The 23,096-nt window shown below is 35.5% G+C and carries 4 protein-coding genes; all 4 read right to left on the bottom strand.

Features of this window, described 5'->3' with window-relative positions:
* Nucleotides 1-711: 711 nt before the first annotated feature.
* The gene (locus RRB46_RS09120; RefSeq protein ID WP_311538285.1) at nt 712-1,782 is read right to left on the bottom strand and encodes a hypothetical protein; all 1,071 of its coding nucleotides are present in this window, start codon (nt 1,780-1,782) and stop codon (nt 712-714) included.
* A gap of 219 nt (nt 1,783-2,001) precedes the next feature.
* Nucleotides 2,002-3,267 (bottom strand): PIN domain-containing protein, encoded by a 1,266-nt coding sequence (locus tag RRB46_RS09115; protein ID WP_311538284.1) that lies wholly within the window; start codon nt 3,265-3,267, stop codon nt 2,002-2,004.
* A gap of 305 nt (nt 3,268-3,572) precedes the next feature.
* Complete coding sequence (locus RRB46_RS09110; protein ID WP_311538283.1) at nt 3,573-5,966, bottom strand: pilin N-terminal domain-containing protein; 2,394 nt, start codon at nt 5,964-5,966, stop codon at nt 3,573-3,575.
* 1,501 nt (nt 5,967-7,467) lie between these two features.
* Nucleotides 7,468-22,857 carry a SpaA isopeptide-forming pilin-related protein gene (locus tag RRB46_RS09105; RefSeq protein WP_311538282.1) on the bottom strand — a complete coding sequence of 5,130 codons (15,390 nt, stop codon included), beginning with the start codon at nt 22,855-22,857 and terminating at the stop codon, nt 7,468-7,470.
* Nucleotides 22,858-23,096: the final 239 nt, after the last annotated feature.

Genomic DNA, 23,096 nt, shown 5'->3' with positions numbered 1-23,096 from the left:
TGGGATTGAGAATAAAATGTAGTGTTTTTACTACATCTCCAATATACGAGGAGGTGAAGTCATGCGAGAGTTTTATAGTCTCATAATAACTATCATAGCGGAAAACAAGCCCCTCCGGCTCATTGAGGAGTGGTCACTTAATCTGCAAATGGCTAGATAAGACAAGCCTGTCTGGCTTCAGGAAGACCCTCCATGGAATGGTCAAGCGAAGCTTGATTTTGATGATAATTAGCATTAAAAAAGACGGGCGGGCATGCTCGTCTTTTTCTTGGTCGAAACCATGCATTAGTTTTACAGTCTCATGGTTACTGTTAGTATACTTCTACACTATATAAATTTCAATATTGAAGTACTCTCTTAGTAACGATATTAAATCTTTATTAGGATAGTAAAAATTTATTTCATTTTATATCTCCAAAATAAAATAATCAATTAAAAAAGGTGTCTACACTCCCCTATATAATCACGGCCGCAGCCTATAGTATTTGAAGGACTCTATATTACCATTGCTATCTATTCTTCACCTAATACGAGTACTGCAAATGTTGTTAGGATCAACATTTTTTTACTTCCTAAATTCTTATTTTTTACAAAAATATCATAAAGAAAGGAAGAAATTATAGATAAAGTTATGTCAATAATAATATCGGTGAAGCTCTGACCTGCCCAGAGGCAATTAATTGGCTTTTTTATTATTGTACTCTTTAAATACTAATTATTATTTTTATATTTTTCTACCAAATCACTAAGATCAATAATATCAATCTCTGCTATACCAGTTTCTATATTAATTATCTCCTTATTAGATATATCATCCATGCGATATTGACCTTTTAATATATGAAGTTTATTATCATCTATATATCCCTTTATAGTAACAGCATCTTTATCATTTCTAATAATAATTACATCAACATCTAATTTATCATCAGAAGATGCATCTTCATAATTACCTTCCAATTTGTTCTTGAATTCATTATTTATACTTCTCAGTTTTTCTAATAAAGAAATTTCTTCATAATATGTAAAATCTGAATCACCTGTTGCAATAATCTCAGAATATTGTTCAACAATTTTATCTATCTCTTTGTAATTCTTATTATCTTTATCGATCTTATTTGTTATAATCAGTTGGTAAATCTTTTTATCCTCGGCATTATATTTCTTATGTGAATTGTAAGTATTCGATATATTCATAGACCTTAGAAGTATTATTATTGAAAATATTAACAAAATATAATAAACCTTTGGTTGTGACCATAATACATCTCTCTCATTTTTCTTTACTTCAAATATTTTACTGAGATAATACTCATAATGTAAATAACTCAAAATACAGACCAATACAAAATAGAAAATGACTGCAGCATTAATCTTAAAACGAATTGTAGTACTAGGGAAAACAAAAAATATACCCTTTATTATCCAATCTAGGAACAATATTAATAATAGCATACAGAATGAAAATGAAAGCATCTTCAATTCATTATCTGTGTAGCTTAGATTTTTAAAAAATTGCTTATATATTGCTGGCAATAGAAAAAATATAAGTGGTAATATTAAAATTACTATCTTGCTAAATAATGAATACAACGGCGCATTATCTATGAAATAATCAACTGGTATACCATAAAAATCCGATGCCTTAATAATATCAGCATAGTGTAAGAATCCTAAAATTGATACAAACGCCGAACCAACTAGGGATAAAATTTTAGAGACACTCTCAAGAATTTCAACTTTTTTACTAATTTTTTCTTTCAAATCATCTGTTTTACTCACTTTACCATTCTCCATAAATCAATATTAATGTTCATCTACTTATCATTTTTATAAATAATATCAACTATCATTATCAACAAATACCACACTCCTAAATATAAATCACAACAATATGAAAACCTTGCCATTTTATCCTTAATATTTGCTATGTATATAAATTTAATGTAATATTATAGTTCGTTAAAGTAAGGCTCTAATATAAAATTCTAGTTATTAAAATCAAAAATGATCATTATATCCACTATAACAATTTGTGCATACACCGCCACAATCATTTAATGGAGTCAACTCAACACCACATGATGGGCATATATAATTTGTATTTATAGGATTGCTATTTACTAAATTAAGATTTTTTGATATTAAAGTTCCCTCTCCTAATATAAAATTAGTATTAATTCTAACATCTTTATTTAAAAAATCATCTAATTTGCTGCGTTTATCAGGATCATAAATATCATATTCTTTATAATCACAAGGAATTCCAACATTTGCACTAAATGGTAATCTATGCTTCTCTGTAGCTATATAAACTTCTACATTTGTACCATAACTAACCTCAAACATATAACTTATATCTAAAATTGCATCTGATTTTATATTTATAATTTCAGAATTTTTAGTAGTATCTGTTCCTAAAATATTAATTTCACTTATATTTCCAATATTAATATTCTTGATTAACAAATCATGTATATTTGTAATATTCATATTAACACCATTTATGTAATATTTTACTCCATTAACGCTTAATTTATTTTGGATAAAATCGTGTGACTCTAAAAATTTATTATGCAAAAAGCTTATAAAATAGTTTATATTATTACTTACGTAACTATTAATGTTATTATTTATTTCAAATTTTTCTGATAATTCTTCTAAAAAATCTTCAATACTTTTATAAAGTATATAATCATCTGCACCTTCAAAATCACTATCATTAGTAATAATAACAATTTTTTTATTTTTACCTTTTATGTTATTTTTTAAAAACTCATTATTTCTAATCATTGATAAATTAAACGCATCAGGAAATTCACTTTTTTTATCCTTATTGATAAACGGAGTCTTATTAGAAAAATAGTCATGTAAAATATTATCAATTTTTATATCAGAAATATCTAACTTGTAAAATATCTCTTTTGAAAAAAAACCATCAATAAGGCTATTCATTCTAAAAATATATATTTGAACATCTAATTTATCTTCAGGTCTAAAAGGAGAAATCTCTAAATTTGTAAACTTTTTATATTCTATCTTATTGTTTATCTCTTTAATTTTCTCTTCTATTTCCTTCTTAAAATTTGATTTCAATTCATTAATAACAATATCACTGGTTAATAGCTTAACATTATTATTCCTGCAATGGTTAATCATGATGTTAATACTACTATCATTTTTAAAATCATAGTTTTTTCGTATGAATACTTCCGTATCTAAAAAAACATAAATAGGTAAAGCAAGAGAACTTAATTTATTTGTCATATATTACTCCTGTTATATATAAATCACTCATCATTTTTATATATAATAATTTTATTAAATAGGTAAAGAATTGCTGTAAATAATTCTCATTATCAACCGGTTACACGCTAATCTGATTTTTTACTTAATCATATGTATATTTACTATGTAAATATTTACACTGTATATGCCGTATACGTTAAAACATCTTACTAGTATTTTACTAAAGTGCGTAGGTACAAAGTAAAGGGGCTTTTGGCCCCTTTGGCTTTGTGTTTTTTAATGCCTGTACTAGCGCATTAATTTTTATTTTTCTTAATTATTAATTAAGCTGTTGCTTGGCTTCTTCTGTATGCTATGAAAGCACCGCCCATGATTACTAGACCTGCTGCGATGAATACTAGAGAACCAATACCACCTGTTTGTGGGATTGTTACTTTCTTGTTCTTTACTTGTTGACCATAGCCAGTATTTGTAGCATCTTTAGGTGTGTATTCCATTTCAGTATCTGCACCCTTATAGGTTCCTTTTGCAACTGTAAATCCTACGTCAGATAGTTTAGCAAAGCCTTTTGGTTGTCTGGTTTCTTCTAATTGGTATTTACCATATTCAAGACCTTGTATTTCGAAACGACCTTCATTATCAGATGTTAGTCTTACGATGTTTTCAGCATTTTCTACAGTCTTACCACTTGGTAATGCTTTGAATTCATATAGTACACCTTGTTTTTTGAAGGCTTTTTCATAAGCATCTCTTAATGCTGCAACTTTCTTTAAGATTTCTGTTTTTCCAGTTACTTTTTCTTCTCCTACAGTAATTGATACAGATTCTTCTTTTGCTCCATCTTTTGCTATTTCTGTGTTATAATCATCAATAGCTTTTTCGTAAGCTTTTTTAGCTGTATTTAGTTTATCAAGATCAGCTGCTTTATTTGCGTCAGATTTTAAGAATAGGTATTTGTCACCTTTTTCATTCTTAATAACGAATTGAGCGCTCATAAGTCTATTTGCTGTTTTTTTATCTTGATCATCAGTTTTTACGAATTTCTTACCACCTACAACTATTTTTGGTTCTGTTGTTTCTAGTGGTGGTGGGTTGTCATTGTCTTTAACGTTCTTGTAAGTTGTTTTACCATTTTCAAATACAGTGTTTTCTGGTGTGTATCCTGATACTCTCTCTACTACTCTGTAGGTATCTGTATCTTTAAGACCTGTAAATTCGTGGTTGAATGCAGTTTGGTCAATTTTTTCACCTTTTTTAACGAATTTCTTAGTTACAGATTCAACATTTTCCCAGTTTTGACCATTTTTCTTTTGTAGAGTATATACTACTACTACATCTTTATCAGCGTCTGTAATTTGTTGGTCACCATTAGCTCCCCATTTTTTCTCAACTTGGATTTTGCCTTCTTTTGGGCTGCCTTCTTTTGGTTCTACATCTTTATCTGGTTTGTGACCATATTCAAGTTTTACGTCGTTTGTTTGTGTAACGTCAACTTCCGCACTACCATTAACTGTTGCTGTGTAAACAAGTTGAACTTCAACGTCTGCAGCTTCACCAGTTGCAGGTTTAGTTATATCTGAAATTTTCTTAAGACCAGCTTCTTCGAATTTTAATCTAAATCCTCTGTCATCTTCAAGAATTGTATAGTCTTTATCTTTTGTTAGTGTTATAGCATTACCATCGTGTTCTCCTTGTGCATTTAGCTTGAATATAGAGATACCTGTAGTAATATTAGCACCTGTTTGTTCTTGTTGTAGTATATTTTCATTGTTGTAATACTTTGATGTTGCAAGGTCTTTGTTGTATGTTAGACCATTGTCCATGGTATCGTTCCATACTAATCTTTCATAAGATGTACCACTTGCAATTTTTGTCTTAACTTCGTAAGGAACTACTTTACCTACTTGAGATTTAGCAGTTGCTTTTGTTTTTGTTTCATTTCCTATTTTTGCACCAACAGTTGCTTCAGCACCTTCATCAGCAGCTTTAAAACCATCTGCTTGAGTCATTCCACCTTTTTTGTGGAAGTTTTTATCTAGTTGTGGTTTATCTTCAGTATTCTTTGGATAAACGTGAGCGTCTAAAACTGTACCATCTTTATTAACAAGTGGAAGAGTGATTTCTACTGGTACTGCTTTTTGATCTACGATTGTTTTACCTTCATTTTGGTAAGTAGATTTTTCTTTGATTTCTTGGATTTTGAATTCACCTTTTAGTTTAGATGTATCAAATTTAATACCAGATTTATTAGCAGTGAGTCCACCGAAAGCTTCGTCTAGATTTGTAGTAAATTCTAATTCACCTTTTGTATCAAAAGCAGGACTAATTTTTCCGTCTACAACTTTTGGTTTTTTAGTTTCATTATCTATTACTGCTTTGATATACTGGTTATCATTACCATTTTTTTCTTTACCTTTTACTTGCCATGCAAAGAATACATTGTCAGCTTCATGTGCTGAGTGATTTGTCTCAAGAAAAGCTTTTAATCCTGCTAGGTCTTGAGTTCCATCATAGCCTTTTTTTTCAATTTCTTCAGATTTCCAAGCTTTTAATTCAGCCTTGGTCATCATAAGTTTGTGAAGTGTTACTGTGTTTGTTACAGCATTTTCAGCTTTTGAAACTTTTTCATCAGCTGCACTTGCACTTGTGAATGGTGCGGCTATTATTCCGAATACCATTGCGAATGCTGTTAATAATGACAAAATTTTTCTTTTCATATCATTCTCCTTTTTTATTTTTTGTCAGTGTCGCTTGGGGTGTGAGGTATATGTACTTTGTCATCTTCGACTTAGGGGGCTCGTATTTATGAGTTCCCTCGTCAAAGCCCTTTGGGCTTTTCTGTCGGGATGACAATGTTGCACATTGTCACAATCTCGCTTCGCTCGACCACTCCATGGAGGGTCCTCCATGAGCCGGACGGGCTTGCTTTTTCAGAAAGGCAGCGACTTGCCTTTCGTGCTGGTGGGCCAGCTGCTTATAGGGGCTTGGGTTTATGTACCTTTTAGCCTTCTATAAATAGGGACGGGCTGTCTATTTTTTGTGGCGTATTGCCGGTTGCTTTCTTTTGGGTGTTATCCTTTTTTGAAAGCATCTCCCTTTATATCTATTATACCATAGATTGGGAAATTGTAACATCTTTTCTTGCTCTTTTCGAGCAATTTTGCCTTATCGCCCAGTAGATGCGGCGATTTGGCTTTATAATCATAGGCTTTTGGGCCTAATAATTATTGGTGTTGTGGGAAGGGAAGCTTTTTAAGCTTGCTTTCTCGCTTAGCTGCGAGTGCTCCGCACAGGCCCTCTATGCGCCGGGCTGGCGTGCCTTTCCATTTTTGAATATTTACGGATTGTTGCCCTTGGTTTGTTTTTTACTTTTTACTACCCCGTTAGGCTTCTCGACATCGCTCGAAGCAAGGGAGTAGGGTTGGAAGCTTATTAGTAAGCTTCCGTTGTTTTCCTTTTGTGAATATTACGGATTGTCGCTCTTAGTTTTTTGTTTGACTACTTAGCATTTCTAATAGGCTTCTCCACTTTGGTTCTCTCGACTTCGCTCGAGATAAACTTTGCAATGGTGGGGGTGTATTTAGCTAATGCCGATGTAGTTACAGAACCCTTTATGCAATGAACCAAGAGGTCCTCTCAAAGCCGGACGGGCTTGGTCTCACAAGACTCGAAATGGGAAGGAGTGTAGAAAGCTCTCGAGCTTTCTTCATCTTCCCTTTTCTCGAGCGTAGTCGAGAGATCTATTAGTACCGATTTGGTATTTGATTTACTTTGAGCGGGTGTTTGCTAAGGTTATTATCCCATTTTTTGAATATTTGGGGATTGTCGCCCTTAATTTTTGGTTGACTTCTTACTACCCTGTTAGGCATCTCTACAGTGGTCGATGCAAGGGTGAGTGTATTTAGCTAATGCCGATGTAGTTACAGAACCCTATACTCACTTGTGCTATGAGATTTCTCACATGCGTTCGAAATGGGAAGTAGAGTGGGAAGCTTGATAGCTTCCTTTTTCCCTGTTTGAATTTTACGGATTATCGCTCTTGGTTTTTTGTTAACTTCCAAATTACCCTGTTAGGCATCTCCACGGTGGTCGATGCAAGGGTGGAGTGTCTTTAGACTTTCTCATAGAGCCGACGGGCTTGGTCTCCCATAGCCGACGGGCTTGCTTTTGCTCGAAGCAAGGGTTTGGAGGGAAGCTCGAGAGCTTCCTTTATTTTCCTTAACCCTTTATTGCTTCTTTCCTTTTAAAGAAGATAAATACTCCGCCTAGCATTACTGCTAGTCCTCCGATTGTGAAACCTATCCAAGCTTTTGTACCGAAGGCTGCAGGCAGTTCTACCTTGCGGTTTTCTACTTGCAGATTACCTTGGTCATCTGTTTGTACAAGTTTTTCGTCTACGTATCTAGCTTCATATTCTGTATTGGTTGAATCAATTTCAGTGTATCCATCACCTTTTGAGAATTTGAAGCAGTCGTTTATTTCTACGAAATTATCTTTGATGCCTATCAGACTTGATTTGAAATTCATTTCAATTTCTGGTTTTTCATCTGTGACTTGTGGTGTTACTTCGTAGGTGATTTCTATCTTGCTTGTAGACTTAGTTTCTGCTTTAGGATTAGGCTTGGTTTCTTCTGATTTATCTGTTTCAGAATTTTCTTTAGGTTTTACTAATCCAACATTCAGATAAGTTGTTAAATCAAGTTCTCCGTTATTTAGGCTAGCTGTATAGTTTGGTGCAGCATTTGGAGTAACCTGTTGATTTGCGTAGACTTTTATCTTAAGATTAGCATTAGCTGGAATATCTCCGGCAAATAACATCTTAGCATCCTTATAGGTCAACTCTTGATTACCTGAATTAATTGTCCAAGTATAAGCTAAGGCATTATTAATATTTTCTTTTTTAATACGCAAGTAATTTCCAGCACTCTCTACTTTTGAGTAATAGAAACCATCATCCTTCTGCTCGTAAGACTTACCATCATCTAACAGATATAGTTTGCCGTCTTTGATTTCAAAGGTCTTTACTATTTGGTCTTCTGAAAGTGGCTTTGCAAAGCCTTTTGGAGCTTGTATCTCCTTGACTGCATAGTAGCCTGGTTTGGATAGGTCTAAGAATTCTACCAAGCCAGTTTTATCAGCAGACTCAAATGTATCTTTAACTTTACTAAATCCTTGTGGAACTTTCTCCTCTGGTTCGAGCCAGATTCTTTCGATATTTTCTCCAGAACCTTTTTCGTATAGTGTTAGAATTGATTTTTCGCCATCTTTGTCTCTGCTATATAGTAGGTTGAATTTCGCACCTGCTAGGGATGGTTTTATTCCATCTGAGTCAACTTTAGCATCCACTTTTCTAAACTTGAATGTTAGGTTTTCGATATTGGCTATATCAGTTGTGATTAGGTTGATGTCACGGGCTAGATATTTGTCTTTGTAGGTTGTCATAACTACATTGGTTGTGCCAATGGTGTAGTTTCCTTTTGTTGCATATCTATCTAGGGCTGTCTTGGTATCATTTGTATCAAATGTGACTTTGCCTGTTGTCGTATCGACTGTTCCAACTTCATAGGTTGCCTTGGCTCCTATTCTCGCATCATCTTTGTATGGCATGTCTACTATAAAAATATATTCTCTTTCTTTGTCGGCATCTTTTTGAGTTTGTTCTCCGCTTTGTCCCTGACTTGATCCTACTTGATTATTTTTCTTTTCCTCTCTGTATGGAGGGGTGATCCTTAGGGTCAATTTTGGAGTTTCGCCGTTATTGATTTCGACTGTGTAAGAGCTGTTATCTGGTTCTTTTATAGTATCGCCACTTGCTTGTACCAATCTTACCTTGGTGTTTGTTTGGCTTAATTTTAGGTCAGTGTTTACTGAGTCTAGGATTAGCCTTGCTTTTTCAAGTTCGCTTGGTTTGGCCTTGATGGTTATTTTTTGTCTGAAGGTTTTATTAGCTTCGTCTATTCCTATAATCTCACTGTTGAGGTTTGTTGGAGTTGTATTATCTCCACTATAAGAATTAACTGTTACTGCCTTCATCTCAACATTTGTATCATCAAAGGAGTTTGTCCATTTGACTTTACCATCTTTTGTGACTTCTAATTCCCATTTTTTATCAGATTTAGTGTATCCTTTTGGTGCTCTTTCTTCTGTTAGGGTGTATTTTCCTGCGACAAGATTAGAGAATGTCGCTACTGTTTCATTATCTGTATCTGGTTTTGTTAGGGCAGGGAATGGCTTACTTGGATCAGATGGATCTTTTAGTCCTTCTTCTGGTGTTAGTAAGAATTTGGCACCATTTAGAGGATTTCCTTCTTGGTCAGTTTTTCTTATCTTTATCTCTGCTTTTCTGTAGTTTTCTAGGATTTGTTTATTCTCTTTGATGTTTACAATATTTCCATCCTTATCTACTTCAAAGGTTGAAATAGCATCTTTTGGCAAGTCATATTTTTCCTTATCTGGTAATTTTGTTTCTATGACTTGGTATTTACCAGTTGGTAGTTCTTCCCAAGAGAAGATACCATTGTCATCTGATGTTATTGGATCTCTGTAATTTACCCCATCCTTAATAAGCTGGAATTTAGCTCCCTTTAGAGGATCTCCTATGCCCAAATCTTTTAAGTTTTGAGGATTTTCTTCTGTCTTATCTACTACATTTGAAAGGACACCGCCGTCTACTTTTGCAAATTCAATTTTGTTTTTGAAGTTTACAAGTTTGATTTCCTTGTTGACATTTCCACTTGCTCCTGGGTTAAAGAATTGTGACCAGGTTTCGAAGTTGCCTGTGTAGGTGTTTTCGTAATAGTGTCTTCTATAATATTGATTATAACTATAGACATTGTGATCTTTATAATCTACTCTAGTTTTTAGTGATTTTACATCTTTTCCAGCAAGTTGACCCTTGATTTCTATTACATAGGTGTTTGTATTGTAGCCAGTTTGGGTTAGGTTATCGTTAGGAATGTATATCTTTCTTGTATTACCATTTCCTCTTGGCTCGTACCTATAGAAATCACTTATATAAGTTAGATTTTTCCTAAAGTCCACATCGTAGGAGTCTGGAAGGTCACCATCTTGCCAGCCATTACTATGAGATCCCCAGCCAGATTTCCTGTAAGTTTTTACTGACAAGGAGTTTTGTATTATGTCTTCATCAGCTGTGAATGTAATATTTTTGTTAGTCAAATATTTGTTCCAAGGGTTGTAGTAGACTATAGCTGTGAAGGTCTTGTGGTCTGGGTCTAGCCTTAGCATGTAGGATGAAATATCTGATGTTGGGTTTTGGTAACCATTATATCCAACCTTATCATTTCTTCCTCTGTAGTCTATATTTATAGAGTCTGAATAATGATAATCGCTAGAATTTGTATCAATATTATTTCCTATATCAGCTGTGACTGTGATGTCTTGCTTGTGGTCTACTTTTCTCCTGTTAGGGAAGAGTTGTAGGAACATAGACATGGACTCTGGCTTGTAGTCTTTTACATATTCTGTAAAGGTGTAGGTGATTGATCTTCTGTCATCATTTACTTTTGCCTTGGCAAGGAGTCCTGCTGGGCCTATGATGTTGAAGTATTGGTCACCCTTTTGACCCTTGTCATAGTAATCTTTGTTGATACCATCTAGGTCTACATTGTCGGAGAATTTTATTGTGAAATGATCTCCAGGCTTGATGTCTGCTTTTTCGTCAATCTTGAATTTGAATTTGGCAAAGATTCCCTCGGCCTTGTTTGGATATACAACGGAAGTTCTCTTTGAATCTTCTGTTGATACAAGCTGGTCTTGGGTGCCTTCAAATTTGATTGCTTTTGAGACATCATCTTTTGGTTTTTCTGGTACTTTCCATTCCTTGTCTCCGCCTAGGGCTATTAGTCTCTTCTTGGTGTCTAGGATGTAACCGTCTTTGGTTTTTGTTTCCTTGAGCCAATAGTAGCCGTAAGGTAGGCCGGTGAATTTGATTGTACCATCAGAGCCTGTTGTTTGTTCTCCAACTATAGTTTCATCTGCATCTGTCTTGTGGAGTGTAAACTTAACACCTTCTAATTTACCACCCTTTTCATCTTCCTTGGTTAGGGTAAATTCACCCTTGCCTGGTTTTTGGTTGATGATATGGGTTACGGTTGCCTCACTTGTACCATCTACTTCTTTTTCTATAGTCTTATTATCAACTTTGGTATAGATTAGTACCTTACCATTTACTACTCTGAAGGTTTTGATTGGACCATTTACTTGCATGTATTTTTTGCCCGGCTCATATTCAGGAGTTTCTGGTTCTATGATTCTGTAGTAACCGTCGGTGAGGTCGGTTATTTTGAATTTACCGTCTTCGCCTGAGGTGTAGATTTTTGCAAAGTCTTTTATTGTTACGATTTTATTATCATAATAGAAGTACGTTTTCTTTTCTCCATTAACATATTTTTCTATATAGTAGTCTAATCCATCTCCATTCCTATTTGGTTGAGATTTTATAAACTCATTATCTTTTGTCAATGGATAGTAACCCTTGTTTTCCTTATCTATATCGTCTGGGTCTTGTTTTTCGAGGTAGAATTTGACATCTTTTAATGGTTTTTTGCCACCTTCTGCCTTTTCATCTTCTCCGAATTTTGTAAAGACAACTTCGGTTTTGCTGTTGACGATCTTTAGAGGACCATTATTTGCAGTTGTACTTGGACCTTGTATTACATATCCTTCGTTAGGGTTAAATTCATCTCCAGTTTCAGTCCTATTATACTTTGTATTCTTGGTTCCCTTTAGAACTTTATTATCTGGGCCGATGACTGCCATTAATTTTATTAGTAATTTTTTATCATTATCTTCAACAAATTGAAGTCTATACTTGTTTTTGCTTACAGTATAACCATCTGGTGACTGAACTTCTTCTAGGATGTAGTTCTTTCCTAGCTCTACTCCGTCTACATTTATCCTATAAGATTTATCATCTGATAGGTCTATAGTTTGTTCATAGACTTTTGTATCAGTATTTTTTCCAATATTTGGATCAACCTTAGGGTCTGCGTAGATTTTTATCCTTAGCTTGCCCTTGGTGATATCGGTAAACTCACCCTTGCCATTTACATTCTTCATGAAGCCCTTGGATAGGTAGAAGAAGTATGGTTTTTGCTTGTTGATTATGTGGAAGTATCCATCTTTATCTGTGGTAACTTTAACGCTATTATTTAATATAGCCTCAAAACTTCCAATATTTTTTACTAATTTACCATCCTCAGTTATTTCATAGAATTGTTTCTTCAACCCCTCTTTATCTTCATAGATCTTGATAGCTATCTTTCTATTAATCTTCTCATAGCCATCTGGGGCCTTGGTTTCTAACAGATTGTAGACACCCTTGGCTAGGTCTGTAACTATAAATGTACCATCCGTACTTTCTATTTGGTAAGGTGGGTATTCTGATTGGCCAGATATAGCAGCCTTAACTTTTTCTTGATCTTTTGAATCAATATCGGCTGGATTATCTGTAGTCTTGAGCATGACGAACTTGGTGTCTTTATTTATAGGAGTTGTATTTTCTTTAGATCCTATCTTCTTCCACTTAAGTTCTGTGGTGGTCTTAGTGTTGGTTATCTTGTAAGGATTGGTCTTACCATCTCCTTCGATATTTGAGTTTTCCTTAAATTTATTCTTTATATAGACTTTATTGTAGTAGTCTTCATCGTACTTTTTGAAGTATTCCTCTTCGATATTAAGGTCATTACCTTGTTTGTCTTTGTAGGTACGCCTTATTTGTAGACCATCATCTGTCTTTTCAACTTTAAATATCCACTTAAATTGTTTAGTGTCAGATTGGTAGCCTTCTGGGATTCCTACTTCTTCTAGTTGGTAAATACCTTCACCTAAGTTTTGGAAGTCTACCTTACCTGATGATTGGGAACGACGTAGGGCACTGTACTTACCTGTGGCATTTGATATGGCATCTGGTTTGACTTTTTTGTCTTCTTCTGTTGGCCTTTGTCCACCTACACTTATCAGATTCTTATTTTTATCATACTTATATTCTTTATTATCGTAAGTGAATTTTTCTACATTACCTTTAGGGTCATATTCTGTGACCTTCTTGCCATGAACATATTTTTTAAGTCCTGCACCATCTTTCTCATTGTGGTATTCGTAGGATTTGGATTTCTCATCCATTGAGAATCTTACTTTTGTAAGTCTAAAGTAAGCGTCTTTTAACGGAAGTTTTTCCTTAGTTTTTTTATCAATCTCATTTTTAAGTTTCTGGAAAGAGAAGTTGGTCTTGGAGTAGTTTCTAATCTTGAGGTCTTTTGGTCGTTCAAGTTTAGTTTCCTCATCTAATTCTAAAACAGGTGAATTTTTACCATCTTCACTTTGATCAATAGGTGTGTAGCTTACTGATGCATCGTGGTTTTTGAATACTATCTTAAGCTTGTGAGTCTCATCATCTTGTTTTACCTCAAAGAACCATGGGTCTGGTTTTTCAAATTTGCTTATAGCCCTGGTTTCTTGGAGCTTGTAGTGGCCCACTGGTAGGTATTTAAATTCAAACACAGAGTTGTCGTATGAATAGATTGTCTTTTCATAACCACCCTCAATCTTCTTGCCATTTTCATCAACTTGGGTTAGCTTGAAGTCAGCAGATTCTACTTTGACTTCTTCGCCATCCTTCTTCTTTCCTTCGATTTTTTGGAATTTGAGGCCGATGTAGGACTTGTTGTTGAAGACAATGTCTAAGTTATCGTTGGCATCTTTTTGGAAAAGTGAGCCAGCATTTTCTAGCTTTTTATATCCATTACCATCTTTTTGATAGGCTGTGATTTCTTGCTTCCAAGCACCATTTTCATCTGTGGTGAACTTTATGGCTACGAAGTTGTCTTCTAGCTTGTAGCCTTTGGCTGGCTTGATTTCCTGTAGGATGTAGGTGCCTTGTTCAATGTTTGTGAAGCTAACTCCTGCTGATTTAGATGAAGTATTCTTAGCACCATTTACTTCTGCGTCATATGGTTTTGGTTGAACATGAACAAATGCGTCTGTTTCTTTGCCAGTTTTATCTTTTTGTTTCTCATTGAGATCAATATATTTAGGATTTCCTTTTAGGTCAAATTGTATATTGCCATTTTTATCAAGGTCAGCTTTCTTTAGTGTAAATTCTGCGCCTTCTATATTTTCATAGGAAGCTAAGTCTTTTTTGCTAAAGTTTAGCTCTGTTGTCTTGAGGTAGTTTGTGACTCTGACATCGTCGATGCCCTTATAAGGAGCATCTGGCCTAGCTGGGTCTGACCTGTGGTCATCCTTGATAATTTCTGTGAAATGGTCAAAGACTCGTTTGCCATCTACTGTACCAAAATCTATACCTCTAATCTCTTTATTTAGATAATCTTTTCTGTCTCCATCTGGTATAGCCCAACTTTCATCATTAATATTTCCTGGTAATGTTATATCGAATTTGAAGTTGATTACCATGTAGTCGTAATCAGAAGGTTTTTTGTAGTTTCCAGCTTCATCTTTGCCTATTTCTACCTTGAAATACCACTTCTTGTCTTTACCATTTTCATCTTTTGGAAGTCTGTATGTTCCATTAGGTGTTTTGATTTCTGAAAGCTCATAAAGACCTGGTGATAGTTCTCTGAAGTAGTTATCTCCTGGAAGACCGGTCGCTTCTGATACACCGTCGAATGGCTCTTTACCATAGACTGGGTAGTCTTCCTTATTATCACCTACTGGGATTTTATCTCCCTTTAAGATCTTTACAGCTCTAAATTGGGCACCTGTAAGAACACCCTTGTTCTCATTGACCTTAGTGATTCTTAGAGGGATCCTGAAGCCTGTTTCATCTACGTTGAAGATATCCATGGTGTTACCATTGGCTATGGTTAGCTTGATGGTATCTTGAGCCTTCTGCATCAATTCGCTACTGATCTTGTAGATAGATTGGTTAGGAAGTGCCCAAGCCTTGGCAAGATTATCTTTTCTTGTATAAACAAGTCTATAAGATTTCTTTGAGTCAAGCTTGGTATTAAATGATAGAGTACCTTGGTTTACAGCTTCTATTTCTTCTAAGGCTTTTTCATTACTTTCTTCAAAGAGTTCAAGCTTACCTGGTGATTCATTATCTGGGCCAGCAACATTTCCATCTTTTGAGCCAGAATAGGTGAAATTAACCTCTAGGTTTTTGTCTCCTTGGCTTGGTTCTTCTCCACCGCCTGGTTCTTCGCCACCGCCCGGTTCTTCTGGATCTACAGGTTTAGTTTTCGTACCGTATTCTATAATAGGAGCTTGCGCATCTGTTGTAATTCTTTCTATTACTTGATAGTCATTTTCTTGCTTAACATCGTCTATATATTTGTATTTTCTACGTTCTTCAATTTTTCCTTTCGAGCCGTTAAATACAGTTTTTTCCTCACCTTGATACATCGAAGAATTCTCTCTTCTTATTGGTGTAGTAGGTATTGGGATTTCTTGTATTAGTACAGTTTCTTCCTTGTAGGCTATATTTTGAATTTGCTTATAAGTTACTGTAGGAGCTCTTAATTTGTAGACCAATGTGTTGAAACCATTATTAGGTTTGTAGGTAATTTCATTAAATAGGCTATAAGCTTGTCCTGATTTAAGTTTTGATTTATCTTTTGGTGTAACATTAAACTCAATTATAGCGGTTTGATTCTTTTTTAATCTTGGTTGGCCATAATCAATATCAATAGCATTTTTAGATTCATTATAACTATTATGCCATCTTCCATTATATGGTGCTGGCTCTGTTGGAACCCTATCGGAATGAGTTGAATTTCTTACGAAATCAAAATCATTATTAAAACTAAATTCATAAAATCCTGAAACTCCAGAACCTTGGAGAAGTTTGGTTTTTACTGTAACTTTAAATTCATCATTAGGAAGTTTCTCAACATATGTTGTTACTTCTATCTGTGACGTACCAGAATTTTTACCCATAATTTCATTTGTATAGGTGTTTCCTATTTCAACATCTGATTCACCTGCAGAAACTCTATCATTGATATAATTATCACTTATATCAAGACTTGATTTTTCTTTTCTCACATTTCGATTAGATGCTGGTTGCATTAGTCTATTAAATTGTAGTGGTTCTGATATATCAAGACCTGCCATTCTGAATCTTGGGCTCATTGATGGGTCTTGTATTATGCTTCTGGCTTGGAGGCCTTGGCCGGAGAAGGCTGGGTCATCTATATTTTCTGACCTAATTGTTCTTCCGTTATCTTCTACTTTTACATACCATTTTTGGGTTGTTCTTTCGTAACCTGCTGGGCCCCTGAATTCTTCTAAGACATAGTAGCCTGGTTTTAAGTTATCGAAGGTTACTATACCTTGATTGGCTGGAAGAGAATTTGGGTCTTCGCCGATTCTTATCCTATTACCTTTGCCATCTATAGCAAATTCTTTATATTCGTTTTCGCCTACTTGGAATTTTTTAGATCCTGCTATGCCCATAGCAGCGTAAGCGTTAGGATCATTTACTTTTAGTTTTTCGGCATCTTCTTTGGTTAGGTAAAGAATGATTGGCACACCTGGGGTTACCTTTTGGATGTATTCTTTAGCGTAGCCTGCTGGGTTCTTCTCTATTTCAAATTTTTTATTTGCTGTATAGAGCCTGAAGTAGGCACGTCTTAGACCGACAATCTTAGGATTTTCTTTGCCTATTGTTACAAGCTTACCATTTTTATCTATATAAGAGATGGCATTACCTGTCTTTTTGATTGTGAATGATCCTAGTTGCTCGCCTTTTTTGAAGTCGATGACTCCCTTAAAGATAGCATGTTCACCAAATTCTGTGTTGGCGTTAGGATCTCTTACTATTACCTTCATCTGGCCGACGTTGGCTACAGCTTCTGCCTCTACCTTTAGGAGGATGTCGTTGGCTTTTTCGTAGCCAGCTGGAGGGTTGGTTTCTCTTAGGATGTAGTATTTACCAAATTCTAGGTCGTTTAGGTGGAAGAGGCCTTGATCATCTTGGATAATACCAGTTTTGATTGGCTTGATATTTCCATGCTCATCCTTATCTCCAATTATTGCTCCGTAGAAGTCTGAGCTATAGAGATCAAAACTTACAGGCTCGTCGTTTTCACCTTTAAGCTTTCGCTTAACTTCGTCTTTTTTAACTATAGGTTTGCTGTCTTTATCTTTGATGACATTACCTTCTGAATCTTTTTCGAGCTCGCCTAGATATTTCTTAAAGTCTATACTTATCTTTCTAGCTTTATTTTCGATTTCATAGATAGATTCGGTTTTTGGATTAAAGACTTCTTCCTTTTCCTTGTCGCCATCTTTTGTTATTTTGATGACTTTAGTGCTTAGCTTGCCTTCTTTATCTTCACGCACTTCTACTCTCCAATAGGCATCTGTTACTTGATATCCATAAGGAGCTTGGATTTCTGTTAGCTTGTAATCACCTACAATTAGGTTTTTAAAGAGGAAGTAGCCCTTGTCAGATGATGTGTTTGATGCACGATCTTCTGTAGTACCATCTTTTAGAGCATCTGATGTAACATCCTTTAGGTAGGTGGATCCGTCTTTGGTCCAGAGGGATTCTAGTCTAAATCTAGCATCTGTTAGACCAATCTTTTCTGTTTCGCCAGCATTTAGAGGCTCTCTGATTTTTCTAAATTCAATCTCTGTTTCTTTTGGCTTGTTTCTGATTATAGTTTTGTTATTTTCAGTTTCTATTTGGTCTTTATTGCCAACAAAGCTAACTATAACAGTGTCCTTATTTTTATCATCTTTACCCTTTACTCCTTGTAGGAGGTAGAGTGGAGCTTTTTGGTAGCCGGTTGGGACTTTAGTTTCTTCTAGGACAAAGTAGCCTACTGGGATTTGTTCAAATTTGAAGTCTCCGCCATCTCCAGCAGATGTTTGGTCGTATTTATTGCTATCAAAGTCCTCATCTGTTAGAGAATTGATATCCTTCTTAGCTTTATCTAAGCTAGTATCTTTTAGCTTTCTTAGTCTAAATTCTGCTCCTCTTAGCCTGATGAATTTGTTTTTCTTGGTAAATTCTAGGCTACCGAGGTTGTCATCGATATTTTTAATCTTGACTTTTATATTATTTCCATCAAGCTCGACTAATTTTTGGTGGTCAACTGTTTCTGGAATATTATCTCCAAGTGCCACTTTAGTTTTAAAGCCGTCATTGACATGAATATAGTCTAGTTTCTTAGCCCTATATGGACCATCATCTTTGTTGATTTCTTCCCTTATAACTTCGATGTCAAAGTCTTCGATTGTTTGATAACCATCTGGGGTTTTAATTTCTTGGACCTTGTATTTACCTGGTCTTAGATAAAGCTTGTGAGTATTTTCATCATCTGTTGATGTCCATGTTTTATTCTCACCTGTGTCGATATTGGTAAATCTGAATTTGGCATCTTTTAGCTTGGTGCCATCTTGCTTATATTTATCAATCTCGATTGGAGCCATTACACGACCTGCGATTAGCTCTTGGTATTTGCCTTCGTCGGTGTGGGAGTAGAATACTAATTTTACAGAATCTGCCTTGTCCGGATTCCAATCATTGCCTTCTCTATAAGAAGCTATGACCTTATTATAAAGTTCTACTGCCATGTCGTGTTGGGTAGATTGGACTGGTGGGTAGTTTGCGATTCTGGTTTCGTTGTCTTTTAATTTTCTTGGAGCACCTGGCTCGTTGTTAATTTTTCTACTAATATCTTTACCATCAAAGGAATCATCCCAACCTGTTTTTGGGTAGGCTTGACGAGTACCTTGAAGGGTGTGGTCTACCTTCCATTCATCGACGTTGTAGGATGATGGGGCTTGGAAGTAATCTTGTTCTAGAGATTTACCATCTGTGAAGTGGTGGATTACCCTTTGGTACATAGATGATTCGATGAGCCTGTGCATCTCTTTACCACCATGTTTTTTTGAGTAATCTTTTTTAACTTCCTCACCATAGAAGTAAATCTTTTTTATTAATTCTTCCATAGCTTGGCCTTCAGACATGCCGCCGTGGTTTAGGAAGACTCCATCGTATTTGGCACCATTTAAATATTTTTTTAATTCGTAGTCTCCAGATTTTTTGTCAATTGATTCGTTTAGTCTAGATATTAAGAAGTCGCCAGGAACATCTTCGTGCTTATCTAAGATGACGCTATTGCTTCCAGTGTACACTGGGGCTTTAATACGGTCGTTGAAACATGATACCATATCGAAGTTCTTATCTATACGCATGATTGGATAAGGATCTTCGGTGTATGCTAGGTAGCCATTAGCTATGGCCTGGTCAGATACTTTTTGGGTGAAAAGATTTACCATTCCACCTTCTGTATCATAGACCTCGTCTATGTTGAATTTCTTCTTATCTTTTAGGTCTGCCCTAAAGTTGTAGGCGTCATTTCTTTGACCCTTTTCATTTTCGTATTCGTAGGATACTAGGGTGCCTGGATAATATTGGCCATTTGATAGGACAACATCACCTGCTTGGGAGGTCCTTCTATAGCCGCCATCTTTTCTAGGTACGAAGTAGATCTTGTCTGCTTTTATTTTTTGATTTTTTATACCATTGTTTAGGTCAAATGTAGGATAGTCTAGGGCTGGGTCTTGGTTTTCACCACGTCTAATAAGGTCTAGGGCGTACCAGTCAGCTCTCTTATCTGACTTTCTATCTGCTACTATGGTTCTGGTGTTGTCATAGTAGAATCTCTCATTGGTAAACTTATCTCTTAGGCCGTTAAAGGTTGCAGGTATCATTGTTTCTACTAAGTTGAATGGTACTTCTGCAAATCTTTTTGCCTCTTTTACACCTTTTAGCCATTTGATTGGGCTAGGAATTTTGTCGAATTTATCCTTGTATTCTTGTAATAAATTATCTATATAGTTCTTATCAGGGTTTATCCTAAAACCAATTGAGTAGGTTTCGTGGACTTGGTCTGGGTCAATTTTTCCTCTAACTTTGATGTATAGTTTATCTCCAAGTTCTGATTTTTTAATATCAGAATCTTGGGTTAGGATTTCTCCCAACCTTGATGATGATTTAAAATTACTTGTATCATCAACGCTTATAGGACTTGTTGAAGCTTTGAAGGAGAATTCCTTGATACCTTGGTTAGCTGAACCAAAGACTGTAAGGTGGAGCTTATCAAAGTCGAGAGTTTCTTTTGAATTTATTAAATCTTTTGTATCTACTTCGATGTCCCAATCCACATAAGCTCCATCCAACTTTGGATCTATCATAGATTTTATCTCATTATTATTTTTATCCCTAAGCTTTTGAGAGGTTGTCTTCCAATTTAGCTGGTAAGGGTAGGTTCCTGATTGGGTCTCGCCTTCATCTTCTACAATGTATGAACTTTGAACTGGGCTGTCTGTGTCTTTATATACAGTTATTGGATATAGATTTTGGACTGGGTTATTTTTTGGTGCTACTTTGATATTAAGGGTGATTGGGTTTTGGTAACCAATTGCATCTTTATCAAAGGCTAGGTTTTGATCTATGTCTAACTTTATTGGTTCTGTAACCCTTCTTATATAGGTGTATCTGATAACATTATCATTGCCTACTCTTAACATTTGGGCAGTTGCCACTAGTCCAAGTTTAGGATGGTAAAGATCGTTTAGAGGTTGACCTATGTGTGCTTTTAGGTATGGACCTAGGTTAACATCAAAGTACCAACCAGATGGGATTGGCCAAGCTGAGCTTGCCTTCACATTCATCTCTGTCTTGAGGTTAAACTGTTTATCATCCCATGAATGAGAAGCTATTAGGTTTAGTGGCCTAAAGTTTTCTTTTCTATCCTTTTCTACAAGAGCGTTAATGGCGTCGTTATTAGCTGTCATTAGCTTTTCTTGGTCTTCTCTTGTTAAATTATATTTTTCTTCAAAAGAAGATAGGAGGGCTTGGATTTCTTCTATGCCCTTTGACTTATCGGCTAGGGCTTCTTTTAATTCCTTGTCGGCCTTTTCTAAATCGCTAGCTTCCTTTTCTTTATTTTCATTTTCAGGAGTCTCGGTTTCTGCTGAATAAACAAATTTGATTATTTCATCTATGTTTATATTGGCTGACTTGTAGGTCTCCTTATTTAGGCCAGCTATTAGATCTCCTATGATTTCTCTAAGGTCAGCTTCAGTTAGCTTATCTCTTTGAGATAGGGCCTTGGTATAGTTTAGAAGGTCTTCCCAAGTGATTTGGTCCTTGTCGTAGGCATCAAGCCTGGCTGTGATTTCATCTATGCTAGTTTTGATTTCTTCTGTAAGCCTAGATTCTTCTTTTAGCTTAGCTTCTAGGCTGTCCCTATTTAGGGCTAGGCCTGATATCTTTTCTTCAGGTTCTTCCTTCTTAGGGTCTTCTTTATTTTCTTCTTTTTTTGCTTCAGGAGATTTTTCTTCAGGCTTTACTTCCTTTTCTGGAGCCTTTTCCTCTGGTTTTGGCTCAGTTTCTTCTGGAGCTTTGTTTTCTGGATTTGCCTGACCCTCTTCTTGAGGCTTTTCTTCTGGATTTGCCTTATTTTCTTCTGTGGCCTGGTCAGCTTGCTTGTCTTCTGGACTTTCTTCTTGTGGCTGGTCTCCTTTTTGGGCCTCCGGCGCTGGGTCTTCTTCGCCCTCTTTCTTTTCTTCTTCGCTTCCTTCTATATATATAGGGTTTTTGATTTCCCTATTGTTTAGCTTGTAGGCTTTGACATTTGTATTTTTCTTGTCTACTTTTGTTGTTAGACTTAGCTTAGCAAGATAAGCTCTTGGAATTTCGAATTTGATTTTTCCTGCAAAATCTATTTCTTGGCTAAATTCCTTATTGATTACAAAACCATTTGGGCTTGGCTTATAATAGTCTAGTCTGATTTTTGTTTCGTCTGTGATTTGATTTGCATCAGGTTTTAGGTCGTAGTCTATCTCTTTGACATCGTCTGTGTCATTGGCTATAAAGTCTGTCCAATCTAGATAGTCATTTTTGGCAAGGATTCCTCCTAGGATTCCACCTTGTCTATATGTAGCCTCTAAGTTTCTAGCATCATTTTCTACCAATTTTATGGTATTGATTGCTATACCGCTTTCTAGGTCTTCTTCTTCCTTGGCCTTTAGCTTGTAGGCGATGACTTCTTCTGTATCTTCTGCTAGGCCTAGAGCTAGGTCATAAGTTCTGCCGTCTTTGGCTTTTCTGATGTCTGCGTTTATATTGTAGATTATTTCATCGTGGGCCTTATTTTTTAGTATTAGGCTATTAAGGTCATTATCAGATGTATCAGCTGCAAGATCACGCTCTTCATCTGCATCTATGACGCTTGCAGAAACTAATCTTAGGGAATTGATATTTGGCATTGCTACTAGGGATAGGCTAAAGTCCTTGTCTTCTCCCTCAGCCAGAGGATTTTTCCTCTTTAGCCTTATTGTATAGTCAATCTTTGTTAGGGATTCATCGAGAGTGGCCCTGATATCTATTAGGTAAGAGCTCGTTTCTACTTGCTTGGATAAATCTATTTCTGCCGGTTTGATTTCCTCTGTGGTCTCATTTTGTGCAAGGCCCATTATTGATGAGTCCTCTTCGTAGGTTTCTGGTCCTGGCTCGCTTGCAAATACGTTTGTCGGAATGGACATGGACGTGGCAATAATTAAGGCAAAGACCTTTCTTGTTAATAGGCTTAATCTTGCTTTCATATAGACCTCCTTTCTTTGTCTAAATTTCTTTCCTGCTGTATATTTATTTTTTTCTGGTAAGTAAATTTTAGCATTTGGAATCCTTTTTTGATAAATATTTTTTTAGAAATATTTTTGCAATTAATTTTAGGGGCAAGTCCCCTAGTATCTATATATCTATGATATAATATTTTTTCATTTTTGGCAATAGGCTAGGAGTGTAAAGGATAACGCTTTTACATGCTAATAAAAATCGATTT

The sequence above is a fragment of the uncultured Anaerococcus sp. genome, from assembly GCF_963512375.1.
Taxonomy (GTDB): Bacteria; Bacillota; Clostridia; order Tissierellales; family Peptoniphilaceae; genus Anaerococcus.
This window is presented reverse-complemented; position numbering and strand designations above follow the sequence as displayed.